Annotated in this window: 16 protein-coding genes; 12 read left to right on the forward strand and 4 right to left on the reverse strand. The window is 36.8% G+C overall.

Features of this window, described 5'->3' with window-relative positions:
- Positions 1 to 12 precede the first annotated feature (12 nt).
- On the reverse strand, positions 13 to 1,710 hold the full coding sequence (gene kdpA / locus EGH73_RS07700; protein WP_123281358.1) for a potassium-transporting ATPase subunit KdpA: 1,698 nt from the start codon (positions 1,708 to 1,710) through the stop codon (positions 13 to 15).
- Positions 1,711 to 1,882: 172 nt separating this feature from the next.
- Entirely contained in the window at positions 1,883 to 1,960 is a 78-nt protein-coding gene (locus EGH73_RS07705; protein WP_089769290.1) for a potassium-transporting ATPase subunit F, read from the reverse strand.
- Positions 1,961 to 2,359: 399 nt separating this feature from the next.
- Here EGH73_RS07705 and EGH73_RS07710 point away from each other — a divergent pair, with 399 nt between their 5' ends.
- On the forward strand, positions 2,360 to 3,286 hold the full coding sequence (locus EGH73_RS07710) for a 1-phosphofructokinase family hexose kinase (RefSeq protein ID WP_123281359.1): 927 nt from the start codon (positions 2,360 to 2,362) through the stop codon (positions 3,284 to 3,286).
- A gap of 36 nt (positions 3,287 to 3,322) precedes the next feature.
- Here EGH73_RS07710 and EGH73_RS07715 read toward each other — a convergent pair whose 3' ends face one another.
- Positions 3,323 to 4,672, reverse strand: a complete 1,350-nt coding sequence (locus EGH73_RS07715) for a sigma-54-dependent transcriptional regulator (RefSeq protein ID WP_089769212.1) — start codon at positions 4,670 to 4,672, stop codon at positions 3,323 to 3,325.
- 516 nt (positions 4,673 to 5,188) lie between these two features.
- Between EGH73_RS07715 and ilvE the strand changes: the two genes are divergently transcribed.
- The 11 genes from ilvE to guaA all read left to right on the forward strand — a co-directional run bounded on the left by ilvE (position 5,189) and on the right by guaA (position 19,365).
- Positions 5,189 to 6,091, forward strand: a complete 903-nt coding sequence (ilvE, locus tag EGH73_RS07720; protein WP_123281360.1) for a branched-chain-amino-acid transaminase — start codon at positions 5,189 to 5,191, stop codon at positions 6,089 to 6,091.
- Positions 6,084 to 7,769 carry a dihydroxy-acid dehydratase gene (ilvD, locus tag EGH73_RS07725; protein WP_123281361.1) on the forward strand — a complete coding sequence of 562 codons (1,686 nt, stop codon included), beginning with the start codon at positions 6,084 to 6,086 and terminating at the stop codon, positions 7,767 to 7,769. The genes ilvE and ilvD overlap by 8 nt, the downstream gene beginning before the upstream one ends.
- 75 nt (positions 7,770 to 7,844) lie before the next feature.
- On the forward strand, positions 7,845 to 9,587 hold the full coding sequence (gene ilvB / locus EGH73_RS07730; RefSeq protein ID WP_123281362.1) for a biosynthetic-type acetolactate synthase large subunit: 1,743 nt from the start codon (positions 7,845 to 7,847) through the stop codon (positions 9,585 to 9,587).
- A gap of 186 nt (positions 9,588 to 9,773) precedes the next feature.
- Positions 9,774 to 10,364 (forward strand): acetolactate synthase small subunit, encoded by a 591-nt coding sequence (gene ilvN, locus EGH73_RS07735; RefSeq protein ID WP_123281363.1) that lies wholly within the window; start codon positions 9,774 to 9,776, stop codon positions 10,362 to 10,364.
- Positions 10,365 to 10,464: 100 nt separating this feature from the next.
- Complete coding sequence (ilvC, locus tag EGH73_RS07740) at positions 10,465 to 11,946, forward strand: ketol-acid reductoisomerase (RefSeq protein ID WP_123281364.1); 1,482 nt, start codon at positions 10,465 to 10,467, stop codon at positions 11,944 to 11,946.
- Positions 11,947 to 11,948: 2 nt separating this feature from the next.
- Positions 11,949 to 12,236: an antibiotic biosynthesis monooxygenase family protein gene (locus EGH73_RS07745; RefSeq protein WP_123281365.1), complete on the forward strand. Its 288-nt coding sequence runs from the start codon at positions 11,949 to 11,951 to the stop codon at positions 12,234 to 12,236.
- 16 nt (positions 12,237 to 12,252) lie between these two features.
- Positions 12,253 to 13,707, forward strand: coding sequence for an ATP-binding cassette domain-containing protein (locus EGH73_RS07750; protein WP_123281366.1), 1,455 nt, complete (start codon positions 12,253 to 12,255; stop codon positions 13,705 to 13,707).
- Between the two features lie 191 nt (positions 13,708 to 13,898).
- Positions 13,899 to 15,167: a threonine ammonia-lyase IlvA gene (ilvA, locus tag EGH73_RS07755; RefSeq protein WP_123281367.1), complete on the forward strand. Its 1,269-nt coding sequence runs from the start codon at positions 13,899 to 13,901 to the stop codon at positions 15,165 to 15,167.
- A 201-nt stretch (positions 15,168 to 15,368) separates the two neighbouring features.
- Positions 15,369 to 16,085, forward strand: a complete 717-nt coding sequence (locus EGH73_RS07760; RefSeq protein ID WP_123281368.1) for a pirin family protein — start codon at positions 15,369 to 15,371, stop codon at positions 16,083 to 16,085.
- 183 nt (positions 16,086 to 16,268) lie between these two features.
- Positions 16,269 to 17,507 carry a phosphoribosylamine--glycine ligase gene (gene purD / locus EGH73_RS07765; protein WP_123281369.1) on the forward strand — a complete coding sequence of 413 codons (1,239 nt, stop codon included), beginning with the start codon at positions 16,269 to 16,271 and terminating at the stop codon, positions 17,505 to 17,507.
- A 328-nt stretch (positions 17,508 to 17,835) separates the two neighbouring features.
- Positions 17,836 to 19,365 (forward strand): glutamine-hydrolyzing GMP synthase, encoded by a 1,530-nt coding sequence (gene guaA / locus EGH73_RS07770; RefSeq protein ID WP_123281370.1) that lies wholly within the window; start codon positions 17,836 to 17,838, stop codon positions 19,363 to 19,365.
- 66 nt (positions 19,366 to 19,431) lie between these two features.
- Here the strand turns inward: guaA and EGH73_RS07775 are convergent, their stop codons facing one another.
- On the reverse strand, positions 19,432 to 21,063 hold the full coding sequence (locus EGH73_RS07775; protein ID WP_123281371.1) for a M1 family metallopeptidase: 1,632 nt from the start codon (positions 21,061 to 21,063) through the stop codon (positions 19,432 to 19,434).
- Positions 21,064 to 21,318: the final 255 nt, after the last annotated feature.

The following is a 21,318-nucleotide window of genomic DNA, read 5'->3' on the forward strand; positions in this document are numbered from 1 at the left end:
TATAGATAAGAATTAAAGTGAAAAATATTCAGCGATTGGACCTAATGCTAACGCCGGAAAGAATGACAACGCTGCTACAATTGCAATCACCGCAAACACCATTAAACCGAATGTTGCTGTATCTGTTTTGAGCGTTCCTGCACTTTCAGGGATATATTTTTTAGCCGCGAGACTTCCTGCGATGGCAACCGGGCCAATAATTGGTAAATATCTGGCCATCAGCATTACGATTCCGCACGCAATATTCCAGAATGGGTTGTTATCAGCCAAACCTTCAAAACCACTTCCATTGTTGGCACTTGATGACGTAAATTCATATAACATTTCACTGAAACCGTGGAAGCCCGGATTGTTCAACCAACTTCCGTATTCATCTGGATTGTGTGCAACCATATAACTTGAGATTGCAGTTCCTACAAGAATTAGGAAAGGGTGAAGCAATGCGATGATCATTGCGATTTTCATTTCTCTGGCCTCGATTTTCTTCCCTAAGAATTCAGGTGTTCTTCCTACCATTAATCCACTGATGAAAACGGCGAGGATGATGAATATATAAAAGTTTAAAAAACCTACACCTACACCTCCGTAGAACGCATTGACCATCATTCCGAGCATTGTGTTCATTCCGGAAAGCGGTGTCAGAGAATCGTGCATTGCGTTGACAGAACCGTTGCTGGTAACCGTTGTATTAATTGCCCAATAAGCAGAAGCGGCGGGTCCGAAACGAACTTCTTTGCCTTCCATACTACCCAAATTCTGAGCAATTCCCATTTTTTCGATAGCTGGGTTTCCATTAATTTCATTAATAACTGTTGGCGTTAACAATAACAGAAATCCTACGGTCATTACCCCGAAAATAGTCCACGCCAATTTTTTTCTTCTTAAAACATAACCCATCGCAAATACCATTGCAATCGGAATCAACATAATAGAAACTGTTTCGACAATATTGGTAAAGTAATTTGGGTTTTCTAAAGGATGCGCAGAGTTAGGACCAAAAAATCCACCGCCATTGGTTCCTAGTTGCTTGATGGCAACGAATCCTGCTACCGGACCACGGCTTACCTCAACTTTATCACCCTGTAATGTTGTAATCGGGTCTTTTCCTTCGAAAGTCATTGGTGTTCCGTTAAAAGCCAATAATGAAGCTACAACTACAGCGATTGGGAATAAAACTCTTGTGCAAGTTCTGATAAATAAAAAGTAAAAATTTCCTAACTTATCCGCTGTTCTTTCCTTCATAGCCAGGAAAACCATACCTGCAATAGCAATACCGCAGCCTGCGGAGATAAACTGCCACAGCATCAATGTCAATTGCCCCAAATAAGACAACCCTGATTCTCCGGAATAATGCTGAAGATTAGTATTGGTCACAAAACTTACTGCCGTATTGAAAGCCAGATCGCCGCTCATTGACGGGTTATTATCCGGATTTAGAGGAAGCCAGCTCATATTGGTCAAAACAAACATCGAAATGAGAAACCATACCACATTGATGGTCAGCAATGCTCCAAGATGTTGTTTCCAGTTCATTTCCTTTTCAGGATTGATGCCGGAAATTTTATAAAATAGTTTGTCTATTGGATTGAAAATCCCGTCGAGCCAAGTTTTTTCGTTGCTGAATATTTTACCAATGTAGCGCCCCAGTGGAATAGCGAATAATACCACCAATACGAACATCAATATAATTCCTAAAATTTCTGTATTCATTTTTTAAATAATAATTTTTTCTTGTATAGTTTATTAGATTGATAAAATTCATTCTATTGTTAGACCTCTCACAACAATAACCAGATAAATAAATGCTGCCACAAAAGACATCCAAAAGAATAGTGTAAGCCATTCCATCAATTTTCTTTTTATGTTAGGAGTCATCATCTTTTTAAAATTTTTCAGGTTTCACAAGCACATAGCACATATAGACAAATACGGCAACGGCGATAATAAATAATGCTGTCATATTTTTTCAAAATATTTTACGGGTAAAAAAAAGAGTACAAAAAGTACAATACCTGAGATAGTCAATACGATTGTCATAGATTATAGATTAAAGATTCTGTATGTAATGCCAAAGAATATAATAAGTCCGTAAAGGATTGCTAATAGATGCCAAGATTTCAATCTCTTGTACATTCTGATTTTCAATTTTTGCATAACCTGCTTTTTATATTATGCCAGAATCTTGTCAAATGGGATTCCAGATGAAAAAATATTTTATAAATAACTAAATATCAATCACTTAAAATTGTATCTAAATTTTTTAAAACAAAAACCCTTTCATTTTGAAAGGATCATTACTGTCGTTTTGAAAGGGTTTACGTAGTTTTTTGTAATATATTTGTTTGATATAATCAAGTAAATGGAAATCTTAACAATCACTTTGAATCCTTCTGTTGACAAAAACGCTTCTGTTGAAGGAATCGAACCCGAAAAAAAACTGCGCTGCACGGCTCCTAAATATGAACCGGGCGGTGGCGGAATCAATGTTTCCAGAGCACTGAAAAGATTGGGAACAGAAGCTGAGACGTTTTTCGTTTCCGGCGGCAGAACTGGTGATTTACTGGAAAATCTTATTGAGAAAGAAGATATCAAAATTCATCCTTTCAAAGTATCTAATGAAACCCGGGAAAACTTCATTGTACAAGATTCTATAACAGAAAAACAGTTTCGTTTTGGATTTCCCGGGGAAACAATTACAGCAGAAGACCAAAATAATATTCTGAAATCATTCGATAATATATTTCCAAAATGGGTTGTAATTAGCGGAAGCCTTCCTCAAGATGTTTCTTCAGATTTTCTGATTGGGATTATTAGAATATTTAAAAATAAAAATTCGAAAATCATTGTCGATACTTCCGGAGAAGCGCTGATGAAAACTGCTGAAGAAGGTGTTTTTCTTATCAAACCCAATATTGGTGAATTAGCAACTCTCACAGATAAAAAAGAACTTGATGAAAACTCCATCGAAAATTCTGCAAGAGAAATCATCAAAAACAGAAAAGCAGATATTGTGGTAGTCTCTATGGGCGGAAAAGGCGCATTTCTATTTTCCGAAACAGAAAAAATCTTTGTGGGCGCCCCCAAAGTTGAGGTTAAAAGCACAGTTGGTGCAGGTGACAGTATGGTTGCGGGGATGGTTTCCGCATTATCAAAGAACAAAAGTCTAAGAGAAATTTTAAAACTAGGCATTGCTTGCGGTTCTGCTACAACAATGGTCAACGGGACCGGACTTTTCAACAAATCTGACGTTGATAAACTTTTGGGAAAGGTAAAACGCGAGATGTGAAACGTAAGAAGTGTAATCTGTACTTCTCACTTTTTCTTACAACTGATATTCCTCTATTTTTCGGTACAAAGTTGTGAGTGCGATTCCCAACAATTCTGCGGTTTTGGTTTTGTTTCCGTTGGCATAATTCAGAACTTTTTGGATGTGGATTTTCTCTGCACTCGCCAATTCAAAAGCTGACAAAGGTTTGGTTGAAAATTGAGAATTAGACGATGATGGACTTTGAAATTCGCTGGGTAAACTCTCTACTTTCAATTCTTCATTATCACTTAGAATAAGGCTTCTTTCGATGATATTTCGAAGTTCACGGATGTTTCCTTTCCAGGAATGTTGTTTCAAAGCTTCTACATAATCGGGAGAAATCGCGATCATTTTTTTTCCGGCTTTCTGACTGAATTTTACTAAAAAATATTTAGCCAATTCCTCAATATCAACAACTCTTTCCCGCAATGGCGGAAGCTGAATATTGAAAATATTAATACGATAATAAAGATCTTCCCGGAAATTACCATTCTCAATTTCAGTTTGCAAATCACGGTTAGTCGCCGCAATGATTCGTACATTAATCTTCGTAGGTTTGTTATCTCCCACCTTCAGAAATTCTCCCGATTCTAACACACGAAGTAGTTTTGCCTGTAAATCCAAAGCCATTTCGCCAATTTCATCGAGAAAAACCGTTCCATTATTCGCTTCTTCGAAAATTCCTTTCGTATCTTTCACAGCGCCTGTAAAAGCACCAGCTTTGTGTCCGAATAATTCGTTTTCCAACAATTCTTTAGAAAACGCAGAACAGTTGATGGCAATAAAATTGTGTTTGGCTCTGTTGCTCGCATTATGAATCGCTTGAGCAAAAACTTCTTTCCCGGTTCCGGTTTCTCCTGTCAAAAGAACGGTTGCATCTGTCACTGCTACTTTTTTAGCAGAATCAATGGCAGATTGAATAGTTTTTGATTTTCCAATGATATTATCAAAAGAAAGCTTGTCTCCCAATTGTTTTTCGAGCTGAATAACACGTTTGTTAAGCGCTACTTTTTCTACAGCTTTGTAAACCAACGGAATGATTTTGTTATTATCATCGCCTTTCGTAATATAATCGAAAGCGCCGTTTTTTATCGCCTGAACGCCGTCGGGAATATTGCCATAAGCTGTCAGAAGGATCACTTCGGTTGCAGGATATTTTTCTTTGATGATTTTAGAAAATTCAACTCCGCTTCCGTCGGGAAGTTTGACATCGCTGATAACGACATCAAATTCAGAAATCTCAAGTCGTTTTTTAGCATTTTTCAAATCAGAAGCTTGGGATACATCAAAACCTTCCAAACTGATAATTCTGGAAAGCAGTGTTCTGATTTTTTCTTCGTCGTCGATGATGAGAATAGTGTTCAAATGCAATTATTTTGAAGCAAATGTAATCAATCATACCCAATAAATTACTTTTATATATTTCTTATCAGTCCCGTACATATCCCGTATAGTCCCGTATGAAAAAAAGTAGTTATGCTTGATTAAAAATCAAAAAAAAAATAACATTTTAGACATCGTATTTTTTCAAAACTTCAACAGTTGATTGCCAATGCTTTAAATTGAAATTAAGTTTTGATGAATATCGTATAAAAACAAATTTTAGATATGTTTTTGATGTTTTTTGCAGAATTTTGTTGTGGAAAAATTAATGATAAGACTTGTTTGTAATAAAAAAGTTTATACATTTGTACCGTTCAAAACAAACAGATGCATAACTCAATAATTATTATTGTCATTTCTGTCATTATCGGATTCCGGTGGTGAGTGATGGCTTGTGATAATTTTTGAAATTGAAATAATACAAACCATTCTCATCAAGAGAATGGTTTTTTTATGTAAGAAAACAAAACATTTAATAAAATATAAAACCGATACAAAATGTATTACAATGATGACAGTGTTCTCTTTTTTGATGGGGAATATGTGAAAGCAAAAGATGCTAAAACCGACCTGTACGGTCAATCTTTACACTACGGATATGCTGTTTTCGAAGGAATCAAATCTTACAAAACTGCCAACGGAACCAAGATTTTCAAAGCAGAAAAACATTACGACAGACTTAGAAAATCTGCCGAAACAATGATGATGCCTTTCGATTATTCTACCGAAGCAATGATTGAGATTACCTACAAACTTTTGGAACAAAATAATCTAAGCAATGCTTACATCCGTCCATTAGTGATTTGCTCTCCGAATATGGCTTTGTCTAAAGGTCAAAAAAGCTATCTCGTTATAGAAGTTTGGAATTGGGATAACGGTTATATGGCAAATAAAATGAGAATTATGACGTCGTCATTTGAACGTCCAAACCCGAAAGCTTTCAAGGTCGAAGCAAAGGTCAGTGGACATTATGTAAACTCAATTTTGGCTTGTCAGGAAGCGAAAGATAAAGGCTTTGATGAAGCTTTGGTTCTGGATGCAGAAGGAAATGTTGCTGAAAGTTCAGGAGCTAATATCTTCTTTGAGAAAGAGGGAAAACTGTTCACTCCGGCAAAAGGAAGTATTCTTCCAGGAATTACCCGTGCAACAGTTTTTGAAATCTGTGATAATCTTGCAATTCCTTATGAAGAAAAATTCTTCAAACCGGAAGAAATGCAAGGCGCAGACGCAGGATTTTTCTGCGGAACAGCAGCAGAAATTGTAGCCTTGGATTCTCTTGATAACGTTCCTTTCAAACTGAATTGGGAAGAAAGTTTATCATCAAAAATTCAGACAGCTTATCGTCATTTAGTATTAGAAGAGGATTACTCTTATTTAAAATCAGACTTGCAATATGTGTAACGTAGAACTTAATAAATATTCCAAGACACTCACGAAAGACCCGACTCAGCCTGCAACTCAGGCGATGTTTTACGGAATTGGTTTTCAAAAAGAAGATTTCGACAAAGCACAGATTGGAATTGCAAGTATGGGTTACGATGGTAATACTTGCAATATGCACCTGAATGGTCTTGCCGAGATTGTAAAAAAAGGAGTCAAGGAACAAAATTTAGTTGGATTAATGTTCCATACGATTGGTATTAGTGACGGAATGACCAACGGAACGGACGGAATGCGTTATTCGTTAGTAAGCCGAGATATCATTGCAGATTCCATCGAAGCTGTTTGCGCCGGACAATATTATGACGGATTAATTACTGTTCCCGGCTGCGACAAAAATATGCCCGGTTCTCTGATGGCAATGGCTCGTCTTAATCGTCCTTCGATTATGGTTTATGGTGGAAGTATTGCACCGGGACATTACAAAGGCGAAGATTTGAATATCGTTTCAGCTTTCGAAGCGTTAGGAAATAAAATCGCAGGTAAAATTTCTGAGGAAGATTTTCAAGGAGTAATTCAAAATTCTTGTCCAAGTGCAGGTGCTTGCGGCGGGATGTACACTGCGAACACAATGGCTTCTGCCATCGAAGCTTTGGGAATGAGTTTGCCTTATTCATCCTCTTATCCAGCATTAAGCAAAGAGAAAAAAGAAGAATGTCAGTTTGCCGGTCATTATATTAAAATTCTTTTGGAAAAAGATATTAAACCATCCGATATAATGACTCCTAAAGCGTTCGAAAATGCTTTGAGGCTGATTATGATTTTAGGTGGAAGTACCAATGCGGTTCTCCATTTTATAGCGATTGCAAAATCTATTGGATACGATTTGACTTTGGATGATTTCCAGAAAATCAGTGATGAAACTCCATTTTTGGCAGACCTTAAACCAAGTGGGAAATATCTGATGGAAGACCTTCATAAAGTGGGTGGAGTTCCGGCGGTGATGAAATATCTATTGGATTTAGGCTTACTTCACGGCGATTGTTTAACAGTTACAGGAAAAACCATTGCAGAAAACTTGGAACACGTCACTTCAATTATCGACAGACAGCAAAATATCATTCACGATATCAAAAATCCAATCAAAGAAACGGGACACATCAGAATTATGTATGGAAACCTTGCTGAAAAAGGTTCTGTTGCGAAGATTACAGGAAAAGAAGGTGCTTATTTTAAAGGTACAGCGATTGTTTTTGACGGAGAAAAAGAATTCATCAAAGGAATCGAAGATAAAAAAATCAAAGAAGGAAACGTTGTAGTTATCAAAAACGAAGGACCAAAAGGCGCACCCGGAATGCCAGAAATGCTGAAACCAACTTCTGCTTTGATGGGTTCTGGTTTAGGTAAAAATGTAGCCTTAATCACAGACGGAAGATTTTCAGGCGGAACGCACGGTTTTGTGGTTGGTCATATAACACCTGAAGCCTTTGCTGGAGGATTGATAGGCTTGATAAAAGACGGTGACGTCATTGAATTGGATGCAGAGAAAAATACGATCAATGCTTTATTATCAAACGAAGAAATCACTAAAAGAAAATCCGAGTTCCAACAACCAGAATACAAAGTGAAGAGCGGTGTATTATACAAGTACGCTAAATCTGTAGCAGACGCATCACAAGGTTGTGTAACCGATATATAAATCAATAGGAATGGGCTTTAGCCCGTTTTTGTAAACAGAAATTATGGGCTTTAGCCAAAACTTAAAATATTTAGTATGAGTAATACCATTTCACAAATAGAAAAAGCAGAATCTGAACAGCAGAAAGCGATAGAAATCTCTGGTTCAAAAGCCGTTTTGGAAGCTTTGTTGCAGGAAAATGTTGATACGGTTTTCGGTTATCCAGGTGGTGCGATTATGCCGATTTATGACGCTTTGTACGATTATTCCGAAAAACTGAAACATATCTTGGTTCGTCACGAGCAAGGTGCTATTCACGCAGCGCAGGGATTTGCGAGAACTTCAGGAAAGACAGGCGTTGTGTTTGCAACAAGTGGTCCCGGGGCAACCAATTTAGTAACGGGTTTGGCAGATGCGATGATAGATAGCAACCCGATTGTCTGCATTACAGGTCAGGTTTTTGCCTCACTTTTGGGAACAGATGCTTTTCAGGAAACAGATGTTATCAACATTACAACGCCAGTTACAAAATGGAATTATCAAGTGACTGACGCTACAGAAATTCCGGAAGCAATCGCCAAAGCTTTTCATATTGCAAGTACAGGTCGTCCCGGCCCGGTTTTGATTGATATTACCAAAAATGCTCAGTTACAATTATTCGAATATTTAGGTTACAAAAAGTGCAATCATATCAGAAGTTATCGTCCTGAACCTGAAATCAGAAATGAATATATAGAGCAAGCAGCAGAGCTTATTAATCAGGCAAAAAAACCATTCGTTCTTTTTGGACAAGGTGTGATTTTAGGAAAAGCGGAACAAGAATTCAAAGCTTTTATTGAGAAAGTTAATCTTCCTGCAGCAGCAACGGTGATGGGATTGAGTGCATTGCCGACCAATCACAACTTACACGTCGGAATGTTAGGAATGCACGGAAATTATGCGCCAAATGTAATGACTAATGAATGTGATGTTCTGATTGCGGTCGGAATGCGTTTCGATGACAGAGTGACTGGTCGTTTGGACAAATATGCGAAACAAGCAAAAATTATTCATCTTGATATTGATCCAGCCGAAATCGATAAAAATGTGAAAACCACAGTTCCTGTTTGGGGAAATTGTAAAAAAACACTTCCAATGTTGACGGCGCTTCTTAAAGAAAATGACCATTCAGCGTGGTTGGAAAAATTCCGCGAGTTGGAAAAAGAAGAAATCAAAGAAGTTATTCAAGACGAACTTAATCCAAAAACTGATGTAATGACAATGGGAGAGGTTATCAAAGTTCTGAATGAACTGACAAATGGTGACGCCATCATCACAACAGATGTTGGCCAGCATCAAATGGTTGCTTGTCGTTACGCTAATTTCAATAATTCTAAATCCAGCGTAACATCAGGAGGTTTGGGAACGATGGGATTTGGTTTGCCTGCGGCAATTGGAGCTTGGTATGGCGCACCTGAAAAAACGGTTGTTGCGATCATTGGCGATGGTGGATTTCAAATGACTTTGCAGGAATTAGGAACAATTATGCAGTTCGGTGCGAAGGTTAAAATTCTGATTCTCAATAATGAATTCCTTGGAATGGTTAGACAATGGCAACAGCTTTTCCACGACAGACGTTATTCTTTTGTGAACATCACAAGTCCTGATTTTGTAGCCGTTGCGAAAGGTTATTACATCGACGGACAAAAAATATCCGAAAGAAAAGACCTCAAAACTGCTCTGGAAACAATGATAAATCATGATGGCGCTTATCTTTTGGAAGTAATGGTTGGAAAAGAAAATAACGTTTTTCCAATGGTAGCACAAGGGACTTCGGTTTCGGAAATCAGACTTAAATAATTTATAATTATTTATAAAACAATTCAAAGAAATTAGGAGATAGATTATCAGTCTAATAAACTTTGCTAAGTTTTACGCCTTTGCGAACTTTAAAACATTGAATTAAATAAAAAACTTTGCGGACTTTGCGTTTAAAAAATATCTGCAAACCATTTCCAACTCTTTGGAACTTTAATTTATCATAAAATGGAAAAACAAGAATTTACCATCACGTTATACACAGAAAATTCGGTTGGATTAATCGGCAGAATTTCAGGGATTTTTTCTAGAAGAAAAATCAACATCGAGAGTTTAAATACTTCTCCATCTGAGGTTGAAGGCATTCATAGATTCACGATTCTCATTAATGAAACCGAAGAAGTTGTCAGAAAACTTTGCCGCCAACTTGAAAAACAAATCGATATTCTGAAAGCTTATTTCAATACTGACGATGAGATTGTTTGGCAGGAACAGGCACTTTATAAAGTTCCCGCAAATGTGGTGACAGAAAAGGTTTATGTAGAAAGATTGCTTCGTCAGTATGGCGCTTCCACAGTTGTGATTCGTCAGGATTACATCGTTTTCGAAACTGCAGGACATCGTGAAGAAATTGATCGATTAACAGAAGAACTCAACAAATACGGACTCATCGAATTCGTTCGTGGAGCAAGAATCGCAATCATCAAAAACAGCGCAGGAATCCACGAAAAAGTAATTGAGTTCGAAAAAAGAGAACCTTCTCACGAGATTGTGGAAAACGAATACCTCGACAAAAGAGACGACGTTTTCACAATGTAATTATTAAAAAAATTAAAATTCATATTCAAAATAGTTTTGAGCTAATGTTCAAAGTTCAAACAAAATCAATTATCACTAATCATTTATCAATTATAATATAATGGCAAATTATTTCAATACCTTATCACTCAGAGACCAGTTGCATCAGTTAGGACAGGCGGAATTTATGGATAGTTCAGAGTTTTCTGATGGCGTTTCTGCGTTGAAAGGAAAGAAAATCGTAGTGGTTGGTTGCGGCGCTCAAGGTCTGAATCAAGGTTTTAATTTGAGAGATAGTGGACTGGATGTTTCTTATGCATTACGTCAGGAAGCAATCGACCAAAAGAGAGACTCTTGGAAAAATGCAACCGAAAATAATTTCAAAGTCGGAACTTACGAAGAACTCATTCCAACTGCGGATTTGGTCATCAATTTAACGCCGGACAAGCAACACACTTCAGTAATCAATGCAGTTCAACCTTTGATGAAACAAAGCGCAACTTTGTCTTATTCTCACGGGTTCAATATTGTGGAAGAAGGAATGCAGATTCGTAAAGATTTGACCGTAATTATGGTCGCTCCAAAATGTCCAGGTTCCGAAGTTCGTGCCGAATATCTACGTGGTTTTGGTGTTCCAACTTTGATTGCCGTTCATCCAGAAAATGACCCTCAAGGAAAAGGCTGGGCAGAAGCAAAAGCCTATTGCGTTGGAACTGGCGGTCACAAAGCTGGTGTTTTAAAATCCTCTTTTGTTGCCGAAGTGAAGTCCGATTTAATGGGAGAGCAAACTATTTTGTGCGGACTTTTACAAACGGGTTCTATTCTTTCATTCGATAAAATGGTGGAGAAAGGTATTGATGCAGGTTATGCTTCCAAATTGGTTCAATACGGCGTTGAGGTCATCACCGAGGCTTTGAAACACGGCGGTGTGAGCGGAATGTTGGATAGACTTTCCAATCCTGCAAAACTAAAAGCATTTGAACTTTCGGAAGAATTGAAAGACATTATGCGTCCACTTTTCCAAAAACATCAGGATGATATTATCTCGGGAGAATTCTCCAAAACAATGATGGAAGATTGGGCAAATGGCGATGCAAATCTTTTGAAATGGAGAGCAGAAACAGGAGAAACCGCTTTCGAAAAAACACCTGCAGGCGATGTAAAAATAGATGAGCAAGAATATTTTGACAATTATCTTTTGATGTCAGCGTTCATCAGAGCGGGTGTTGAGTTAGCTTTCGAAACAATGGTTGAAGCTGGAATCAAACCGGAATCCGCTTATTATGAATCTCTTCACGAAACCCCTTTGATTGCCAATACCATCGCCAGAAAAAAATTGTTCGAGATGAACCGTGTGATTTCCGACACGGCAGAATACGGCTGTTACCTTTTCGACCAAGCTTGCAAACCGTTGTTGGCAGATTTTATGAAATCCGTGGATACAGATTTGGTTGGAAAAGATTTTAACGAAGGTAAAGATGCTTCTGTAGACAACGCGCAATTGGTTCACGTGAACGATGTTTTGAGAAATCATCCGGTAGAAGTTGTCGGCAGAAAACTGCGCTCTGCAATGACTGCGATGAAATCTATCAAAACAGTTTAATAATGATTTTAGAAGTTGCAATTCTAAATGTGATCGCAGGAAAGGAAGGTTCTTTTGAGAAGGATTTTAAAATTGCAGAACAATACATTTCCACTATAAAAGGTTATATCAAGCATTCTTTGAAAAAGTGTTTGGAGGAAGAGAATAAGTATATTTTATTAGTTGAATGGGAAACTTTAGAAGCCCATACAATTGGTTTTAGAACTTCTGAACAGTATTTGGAATGGAAAAAATTGTTACATCATTATTATAAGCCTTTTCCTGTTGTGGAACATTATGTTAATATCTAGTAATTGATTTACAAAAATGATAAAGTCGATTATAGAAATCCAAAATTTAAGTTTTCAATACGGTAGTAATGCTGTATTGGAAAACTTAGATTGGGAAATATCTTCCGGAGAATGTTGGATGTTAGGCGGATTAAGTGGAAGCGGAAAAACAACTTTAGCCAAAATCATTTCGGGAGAAGTCAAGAATTTTGAAGGAAAAGTTGAGGTCAATTTTAATGAAAATTCAGAATTGCCAAAGAAAGTTCTGTACGTTTCCAATTGGTTTCAGTTCAGTAATCTGGAAGGCGACCGTAATTTTTATTATCAGCAACGTTATAATCAACAGGTAAAAAATGATACACTTACTGTTTTTGCAGAACTGAATCATTTCGGGAAAGAGGAAAATCTGGACTTCAGAATATTAGAATCCTATTTACAACCTTTTGGATTTGAAAATTTTAAAAATCAGCAATTAATAGAATTGTCGAGTGGCGAACACAAGAAATTACAATTACTGAAAGCACTTTGGATAAAACCTCAGGTTTTGATTATAGACCAACCTTACACAGGTTTGGATGTAAAATCGAGACAGTTTTTGAATCAGGCTTTTGATGATTTAATAAAGGAAAATGTCACATTGGTTTTAATTAATAATGATGACGAATATCCAGAAAGTGTTCAGTATTTTGTTGAAATAGAAAATGGGAAATTAGTTCATCGAAATTCTCCAAAAGAATTTTCCAAGGGCGAAGAAAGAATTCCGAAATCGCTTCCGTTTTTCTTACAAAATAATCAGGAAAATGAACAGGAGAGTCTCATCAAATTAGAAAATATCAATATTTCTTACGGCGAAAAACAAGTTTTGAAAAATATCGATTGGGAAGTCAATTCCGGTGAACAATGGCTGTTGCAAGGTCATAATGGCTCTGGAAAATCAACATTATTAAGTTTATTAAATGGCGACCATCCGCAAGCTTATGCCAATGAAATTCATCTTTTTGGACAAAAGCGGGGAAGTGGTGAAAGTATTTGGGATATCAAAGAAAAAATTGGGATGATTTCTCCCGAATTACATTGGTATTTTGATATGAATGCGAATGTCGGACAAACGATTGCTTCTGGTTTTTTTGATTCGATGAGTTTGTATCAGAAACTGAGTTTTGACCAGCAACAACAATTGGAACAGATTCTTTATTTCTTCGATTTGAAAGATGATAAAAACAAAAAGTTGAGCACACTTCCTTTAGGAAAACAACGTCTGGCTTTGCTCGCAAGAACATTGATTAAAAAACCAAAACTCCTGATTTTGGATGAGCCTTGTCAGGGAATGGATAATGAACAGACGCAATATTTCAATCAGGTAATTGATGATTTGGCCACTCAGGGACAATCGTTGATTTATGTTGGACATTTTGAATCTCAATTACCAAAAAAACTCAGTCACAAACTCGTTCTGGAAAACGGAACAACAAGAATTAAAGAAATGATTTGACCACAAATCGTAGATTCGACGAAGTCAAAAGGCACAAAAGTTTTTTTAAGCTTTAAAAAGATGTGTTTAAAGTTCACAAAAAGAATGTCGAAAATGATGAACATTTTGTGAGCTTCTTATTTTCAACTATTTAAACTTTAAGAAAATAATATCTTTTGTGACTTTTGTGGTTTAAAAAATAAAAATTATAAATGAAGATGAACGAAACGCTGATATTTCCAACCTTGGAAGCGGTTAAAGAAGCTCGAAAAAGTATAGAAAATGTCGTGAATTATACGCCTTTGCAATATAATTCCCGATTGTCAGAAAAATTTGGTGCCAATATTTTCCTCAAAAGAGAGGATTTACAACCTGTAAGGTCGTACAAATTGCGAGGGGCTTATAATAAAATTAAAACTCTTTTCAACGAAGGAAAAGTTTCGCAAGGAATTGTTTGTGCAAGTGCGGGAAATCACGCGCAAGGTGTAGCTTTTTCCTGTAAACAACTCCAAATCAAAGGAACGATTTTTATGCCTGTGACAACTCCAAAACAAAAATTGGAGCAAGTAGAAATGTTTGGTGGAAACTTTGCCGAAATCAAATTGGTCGGCGATACTTTTGATGCTTCAAAAAACGCAGCTTTGGAATTTGCAAAAACTTCGGGAGCAGCTTTTATTCATCCTTTTGATGATGTTCAGATTATTGAAGGACAGGCAACTCTGGCATTGGAAATTTTAGAACAACAAAAAGAAACTATTGATTTTGTTTTCGTTCCGATTGGCGGTGGTGGTTTGGCATCGGGAATTTCAACAGTTTTTAAAGAATTATCACAAGAAACTCAATTAATCGGTGTTGAGCCAAAAGGAGCGCCTTCTATGAGGACTTCCATAGATAATAATATTAATACAGAATTGCTTGAAGTTGACGGCTTTGTTGACGGTGCGGCAGTGAAAAGAGTAGGAGATTTGACTTTTGAGATTTGCAGAAAGTCACTTTCAGATTGTATTCCTGTGGATGAAGGGAAAATTTGTGAAACAATTCTTCAGTTATATAACAAGGATGCAATTGTTTTGGAACCAGCCGGAGCTTTGTCTATTTCATCTTTGGAACAATATCGAAATCAAATAAAAGGTAAAAACGTAGTTTGTATCGTAAGTGGAAGCAACAACGACATTACAAGAATGGAGGAGATCAAAGAAAGAGCTTTACTTTACAATGGTTTGAAACATTATTTTATGGTCAAATTTCCGCAGCGTCCTGGTTCTTTGAAAGATTTTGTTCTGAATGTTTTAGGAGAAAACGACGACATTACTCATTTCGAATATACCAAGAAAAACTCACGAGAAACGGCTTTGGCAATCGTCGGAATCGAGCTTTCTAATATCTCTGATTTCCATGGTTTGAAACAAAGAATGCAAAACCTCGGTTATTTTGAATCTTATTTGAATGATAACCCGGATGTTTTGAGTATGCTTGTTTGATTTTAACGAAGTTAAAATCTTCGCGCCTTAAAAGCATAGAGGTGATTTGGTAAAATCTTTTTGCCTTTGTGTTAAGATACTTCTAACTCCGACAATCGTCGGAGTTTTTCATTCTTACCGTACATCAATGCATAAGGATTTGTAATAGAAGATATTTGTAAACATAAAAACAAATCAATTATCATTTATAAATCATCAGTTATGAAAACAGTATATCACAGCGCAGAAAGCAGAGGTTACGCTAACCACGGTTGGCTGAAAAGTCATCATAGTTTTAGCTTTGCCAATTATCACAATTCGGAAAGAAATCATTTCGGAGTTTTGAGAGTTTTGAATGACGATTACGTAGAAGGCGGAATGGGATTCGGGAGACATCCACACCGCGATATGGAAATTATTTCAATTCCTTTGGAAGGTGATTTGCGTCACGGCGATAATATGGGCAATTCCGGAATTATCAAAAGAGGAGATATTCAAGTAATGTCAGCCGGAACCGGAATAATGCACAGCGAAGAAAATGCAACGCAACAACCTGTGAAATTCTTGCAAATCTGGATTATCCCAAACAAAACTGATGTAACTCCAAGATATGATCAAATAAACATCGAGGAAAAATCAGTTCAGAATGATTTTCAGCAAATTCTTTCGCCAGATGCAGATGATGCTGGCGTTTGGATTCATCAGGATGCTTGGTTTAACTTGGCAAAATTCGACAAAGGTTTTTCCAAAGAATATAAAATCAACAAATCTGGAAACGGTGTTTACGTTTTCGTGATCAAAGGAAAAGCAAAAGTTAGTGAACAAATTCTGGATGAAAGAGATGGTTTAGGGATTTGGGATACAAACAGTTTTACTTTAGAAGCTCAGGAAAGCTCAGAAATATTATTGATGGAAGTCCCAATGGAATTGCCAAGATAATCTAAACTTTCCAGAAGAAATAACTTGAATAGGAATTGGAAATTCACCGTTTATTGTTTTGTGTATTTTATAGATTTTCAAATATTTTAATAGATTTTTAAGAAAAATACCATTCTAACAGTATAACATTTGTCCTCAAAAAATCTTAAATTTGGCACTTTAAAAAGTTAAACTGAAAACATAATGAGATTACTTATTGTAGGAAATGGTGGGCGTGCTTCGGCTCTGGCGCTTAAGCTGAGTGAGGACAGCAGAATTACAAAAATGTTTTTTGCTCCCGGCAACGCCACTACCGAAAAACTAGGAGAAAATATCAACGAGACGGATATCATCGTACTTAGAGATTTTGCAATCAAGAACAAAGTAGATTTGACGATTGTTGGTCCAGAAAAACCTCTTGTAGAAGGAATCGTAGATGAGTTCAAAAAAGTTGACCTCAAGGTTTTTGGTCCTGCAAAAAAAGCGGCTTCATTAGAAGGAAGTAAAGCATTTTCTAAGAAGTTTATGAAAACTTACGGAATCAAAACAGCGGAGTCTGTAACCTTTGATTCTTACGCAGATGCTAAAGAATATCTTCAAAATAAAACATTCCCAATTGTTATCAAAGCAAGCGGTCTGGCTGGTGGAAAAGGTGTTGTGATTGCAGAAGATTTGGAAGAAGCAGAAGGAACGATTCACGATTTTATGATTAAAAGAATTTTCGGCGATGCTGGGATTCAGGTGATAATAGAAGAATTTTTACAAGGTTTCGAAGCTTCAATTATTGGAGTTTCCAACGGAGATAAGATTTTCCCTTTCGTTCCTGCAAAAGATTATAAAAAAGTAGGAAACGGTGACAAAGGTCCAAACACTGGCGGAATGGGTTCTGCGGCGCCAAGTCCGGAATTCAAAGACGAGCATTTCCAAGATTTCGTTAATAATATTATGAATCCAACAGTTCAAGGTCTTAAAACAGAAGGTCTTAGTTTCAAAGGGTTTATTTTCTTCGGATTAATGGTGACTGAAAAAGGCGCTTATCTGTTGGAATACAATATGAGATTAGGCGACCCAGAAACTCAGGTTCTTTTACCTCTTTTGGAGAACAATTTGGTAGATGTTATCGAGGATTGTCTTCAAGGAAAAGAATTGGAACTGAAATTCAAAAATCAAAAAGCAGTTTGTTTGGTGGTTTGTTCTGGCGGCTATCCTCAGAATCACGAGACTGGATACGAAATAACCGGCGCAGAAAAAGTAAAAAACAGCCAATTGCTATATGCCGGCGCAGATTACAGAGGAAACAGAATTGTATCTACAGGCGGACGAGTTCTGAACCTTGTAGCACTTGGAGACACCTTTGAAGAGGCACGTAAAAAAGTTTATGAAGACGCAGTTCCTGTAGATTTCGACTACGGATTTTACCGAGAAGATATTGCGAAATTCTAAAATATATAGAGATGTTGGGCGACCAATGTCTCTTTGTTTTTTAAGAAGCTTCATCCCGCTTTCCACTATATCTTTTTTGTCATTGCGAACGAAGTGAAGCAATCCGTAGAACCATTCAGCAATCGCAATAAAAAAAAAGGATGCCGTTACAATCGGGGCTATGGGTTACAACAACAATTGAATATTTATCAATTCATAGAAGATTTACAAATATTAAAAATTTTAAAATTACCATCAAAACACAAGTTTGTCATTCCGTAGGAATCTCAGCATAGTTTAGATTCCTACGGAATGACAAAAGTGAAAATAAAAAATATTACAACATTATATGCAAAACGGAATTATCATTTTAGACTTCGGTTCACAGTACAACCAATTAATTGGAAGAAGAATCCGTGAAATGGAAGTCTATTCGGAAATAGTACCATTCAACACACCATTATCAGAAATTCTTGAAAAAAAACCAAGAGGAATCATTCTTTCCGGAGGTCCAAGTTCTGTGAACGCAGAAAACGCACACCTTGTAGAAAAAGAATTGTATGAGCAAGGAATTCCGGTTTTAGGAATCTGCTACGGAATGCAATTAACTGCACATCTTTTAGGCGGAAAAGTGGCTAAAGGCGAAAAAGGAGAGTATGGAAAAGCACACCTCGAAATCGTTAAAGAAAATGAATTACTTAAAGGAGTTTATCAGAATTCTGTCGTTTGGATGAGTCATTTCGATGAGGTTGCAGAGTTGCCACAAGGTTTTGAACTCAATGCAAAATCCGGTGTTATCGCTTCGATTTCTAATCCTGAAAAAAAGATTTATGCAGTACAGTTTCATCCGGAAGTTTCGCATTCCGAAGAAGGTGGCAAAATGATTGAGAACTTCGTTTTCGGAATTTGTAAAGCAGATAAAAATTGGAAACTGACTAATTATATCGAGAAAACCGTTGCAGAAATCAAAGAAAAAGTGGGTGACCAAAAAGTGATTCTTGGTTTATCTGGCGGTGTAGATTCTTCTGTTGCTGCGGTTTTGATTCACAAAGCAATCGGTGACCAACTGAATTGTATCTTCGTTGATACAGGACTTTTGAGAAAAGACGAAGGTAAAAAAGTCATGGAAAATTACGGAAAGCACTTCGATATGAACATCAAAATGGTAGATGCTTCCGAAAGATTTCTTTCAAAATTAGCCGGAATCGGTGACCCTGAAGAAAAACGTAAAATCATTGGTAACGAGTTTGTTCACGTTTTCGATGAAGAATCAAAACAAATCGAAGGAGCGAAATTCTTGGCACAAGGCACAATCTATCCAGATGTCATCGAATCTCAATCTGTGAAAGGCCCTTCTGCAGTTATCAAATCCCATCACAATGTAGGCGGACTTCCTGAAGAAATGGAATTCCAATTGTTGGAACCATTGAGAGAATTGTTCAAAGATGAGGTGAGAAAAGTAGGAGAGGAATTGGGTATCCCGCACGAATTGGTGTACAGACATCCGTTCCCAGGTCCAGGTTTAGGCATCCGGGTTTTGGGCGAAGTGGATGCAGAGAAAGTTAGAATCCTGCAGGAAGCCGACGATATCTTCATCGAAGAATTATATAAAAACGATTTGTATGAGAAAGTATCTCAAGCATTCGTAGTTCTTCTCCCAGTAAAATCTGTAGGTGTGATGGGTGACGAAAGAACTTATGAATACACAGCAGTTGTACGTTCAGCCAATACGATTGATTTTATGACGGCCACTTGGAGCCGACTTCCGTATGAATTTTTGGACACCGTTTCCAGTAGGATTATTAATGAAGTGAGAGGAATCAATAGAGTGGCTTATGATATCAGTTCAAAACCGCCTGCAACGATTGAATGGGAGTAATTTATAATTGATAAATTATAATCTATAAATCATAAAACCTCCGGAATTTTCGGAGGTTTTTGGTTTTTATGGGTTGATTTTCTTCGTAAAAATATAATAATTAGGATCTACTTTCAACTCATCAGAAGACTTAAGTGTTGCTGTTTGCCACTCTTCCGTTGGCTTCAATTCCTGTCCATCAGCCAGTCTGATTGGAAGTTTCAGATTCGGAACTACATTTGTCCACTTGTAAGTTAGTTGATTTCCATTCTGTTTATATTCCAAAGTTGGGATTTTGATGGTCGTAAGATATTGGTCGAAAATTGATTTCAAATCAATGCCTGATTTTTCAGAAAAATAATTCTGAATTTGTGATGCGGTTACAGTCTGATGATAAAAATCCTTATTCAAACCTCTCAGAATCTGACGGAATTTCTCATCATTATTAATCACCTGACGAATCGTATGAATCATATTCGCACCTTTTGGATACATATCGCCGCTGCCTTCATTTCGGATTCCGTATGTTCCGATGATTGGTTTATCGTTTTGGATATTGCCTCTTAAACCTTGCAGATATTTGTTACCATCGGCTTTCCCAAAAACATAGTCCACAAACAAGGTTTCGGAATAAGTGGTGAAACTCTCGTGAATCCACATATCGGCTTGGTCTTTTGCTGTGATGTTGTTCGCAAACCATTCGTGTCCCGTTTCGTGGATGATGATGTAATCCCATTTCAGACCAATTCCTGTTCCGGAAAGGTCTCTTCCGAGATAGCCATTTTGATATTTGTTTCCGTAAGCAACATTGCTTTGGTGTTCCATCCCAAGATGTGGTGATTCTACCAATTTGTAAGAATCTTCGTAAAAAGGATATGGTCCAAACCAATGTTCAAAAGCTTTCATCATTGGTTTTACTTGCTCAAATTGCTTTTTAGCTTTGTCAAGATTATAATCCAAAACCCAATAGTCCAGATCCAATTTTCCTTTTTCGCCGTCAAAAGTATCTTTAAAATTCACATATTTCCCAATCGATGGGATGATGGAATAATCGTTGATCGGACTTTTTACTTCCCAAAGCCAAGACTTTTTATCACCCAGATTTTCTTCTTTGATTAATTTTCCGTTGCCTACACCCACCAGATCTTTTGGCGTGATGATTTTGAAAGTAATTCCGTTATCTGGCTCATCACTCCAAATATCTTTTACAGGAAGCCAAATGCTCGCGCCAATTCCTTCGTCAGCCGCAGTCATCCACGGATTTCCGTTTTTGTCTTGTGTAAACATCCAACCACCATCCCAAGGGGCGTGTTTTGCAATCACAGGATTTCCGGAATAATCAATAGCAATCGTATATTTTTCTCCTTTTTTTAATTTCTTTTTTGTAGTTAAGAAAATGAAATCTCCGTCAATTTTTTTCTCGGCAATTGGAAAACTTGCTGTGATTTTATCTGCTTTCATCGGACTTTGAAGGTCGATTTGAAAAACCGGATTCACAACATCTTTCTCAATCGTCAAACTGATTTTATTACTTCCCTTGATACTTTTTGCTTCAAAATTTGGCTCCAGAACAATATCATATTTCTTGACATCCCAAAAGTTCCTGAATTCTGTATTAGAACCCTTTAAAGTATCTATTTTTGTAGGTTTTGCTTCCTCAAAAAACTGAGCTTGTGAAACTCCCGATATTAATATGGCGAGAAGTAATAATTTATTCATTTTTAATTTTTCTTTATAATTAGTTCCACTTATGAAATGAAACGTTACAAAATTAAATAAAAGTATATCATAAAACCATTATTAGGAGCTTAATCCCGCTATCCATTATATCATTTTCTTTTTTAGTAAGAAAAAGAAAAAGGATGCCGTTTCTATCGGGGCTATGGATTTTGTTGGTGCATCAACGTTTGTACATTGATAAAAAATAAAGAATCCGTCTCACAACTGAGGCGGATTTTTTTTGGTTATTATTGA

Origin of the sequence: Epilithonimonas hominis (assembly GCF_003730015.1) — a bacterium.
GTDB lineage: Bacteria > Bacteroidota > Bacteroidia > Flavobacteriales > Weeksellaceae > Epilithonimonas > Epilithonimonas hominis.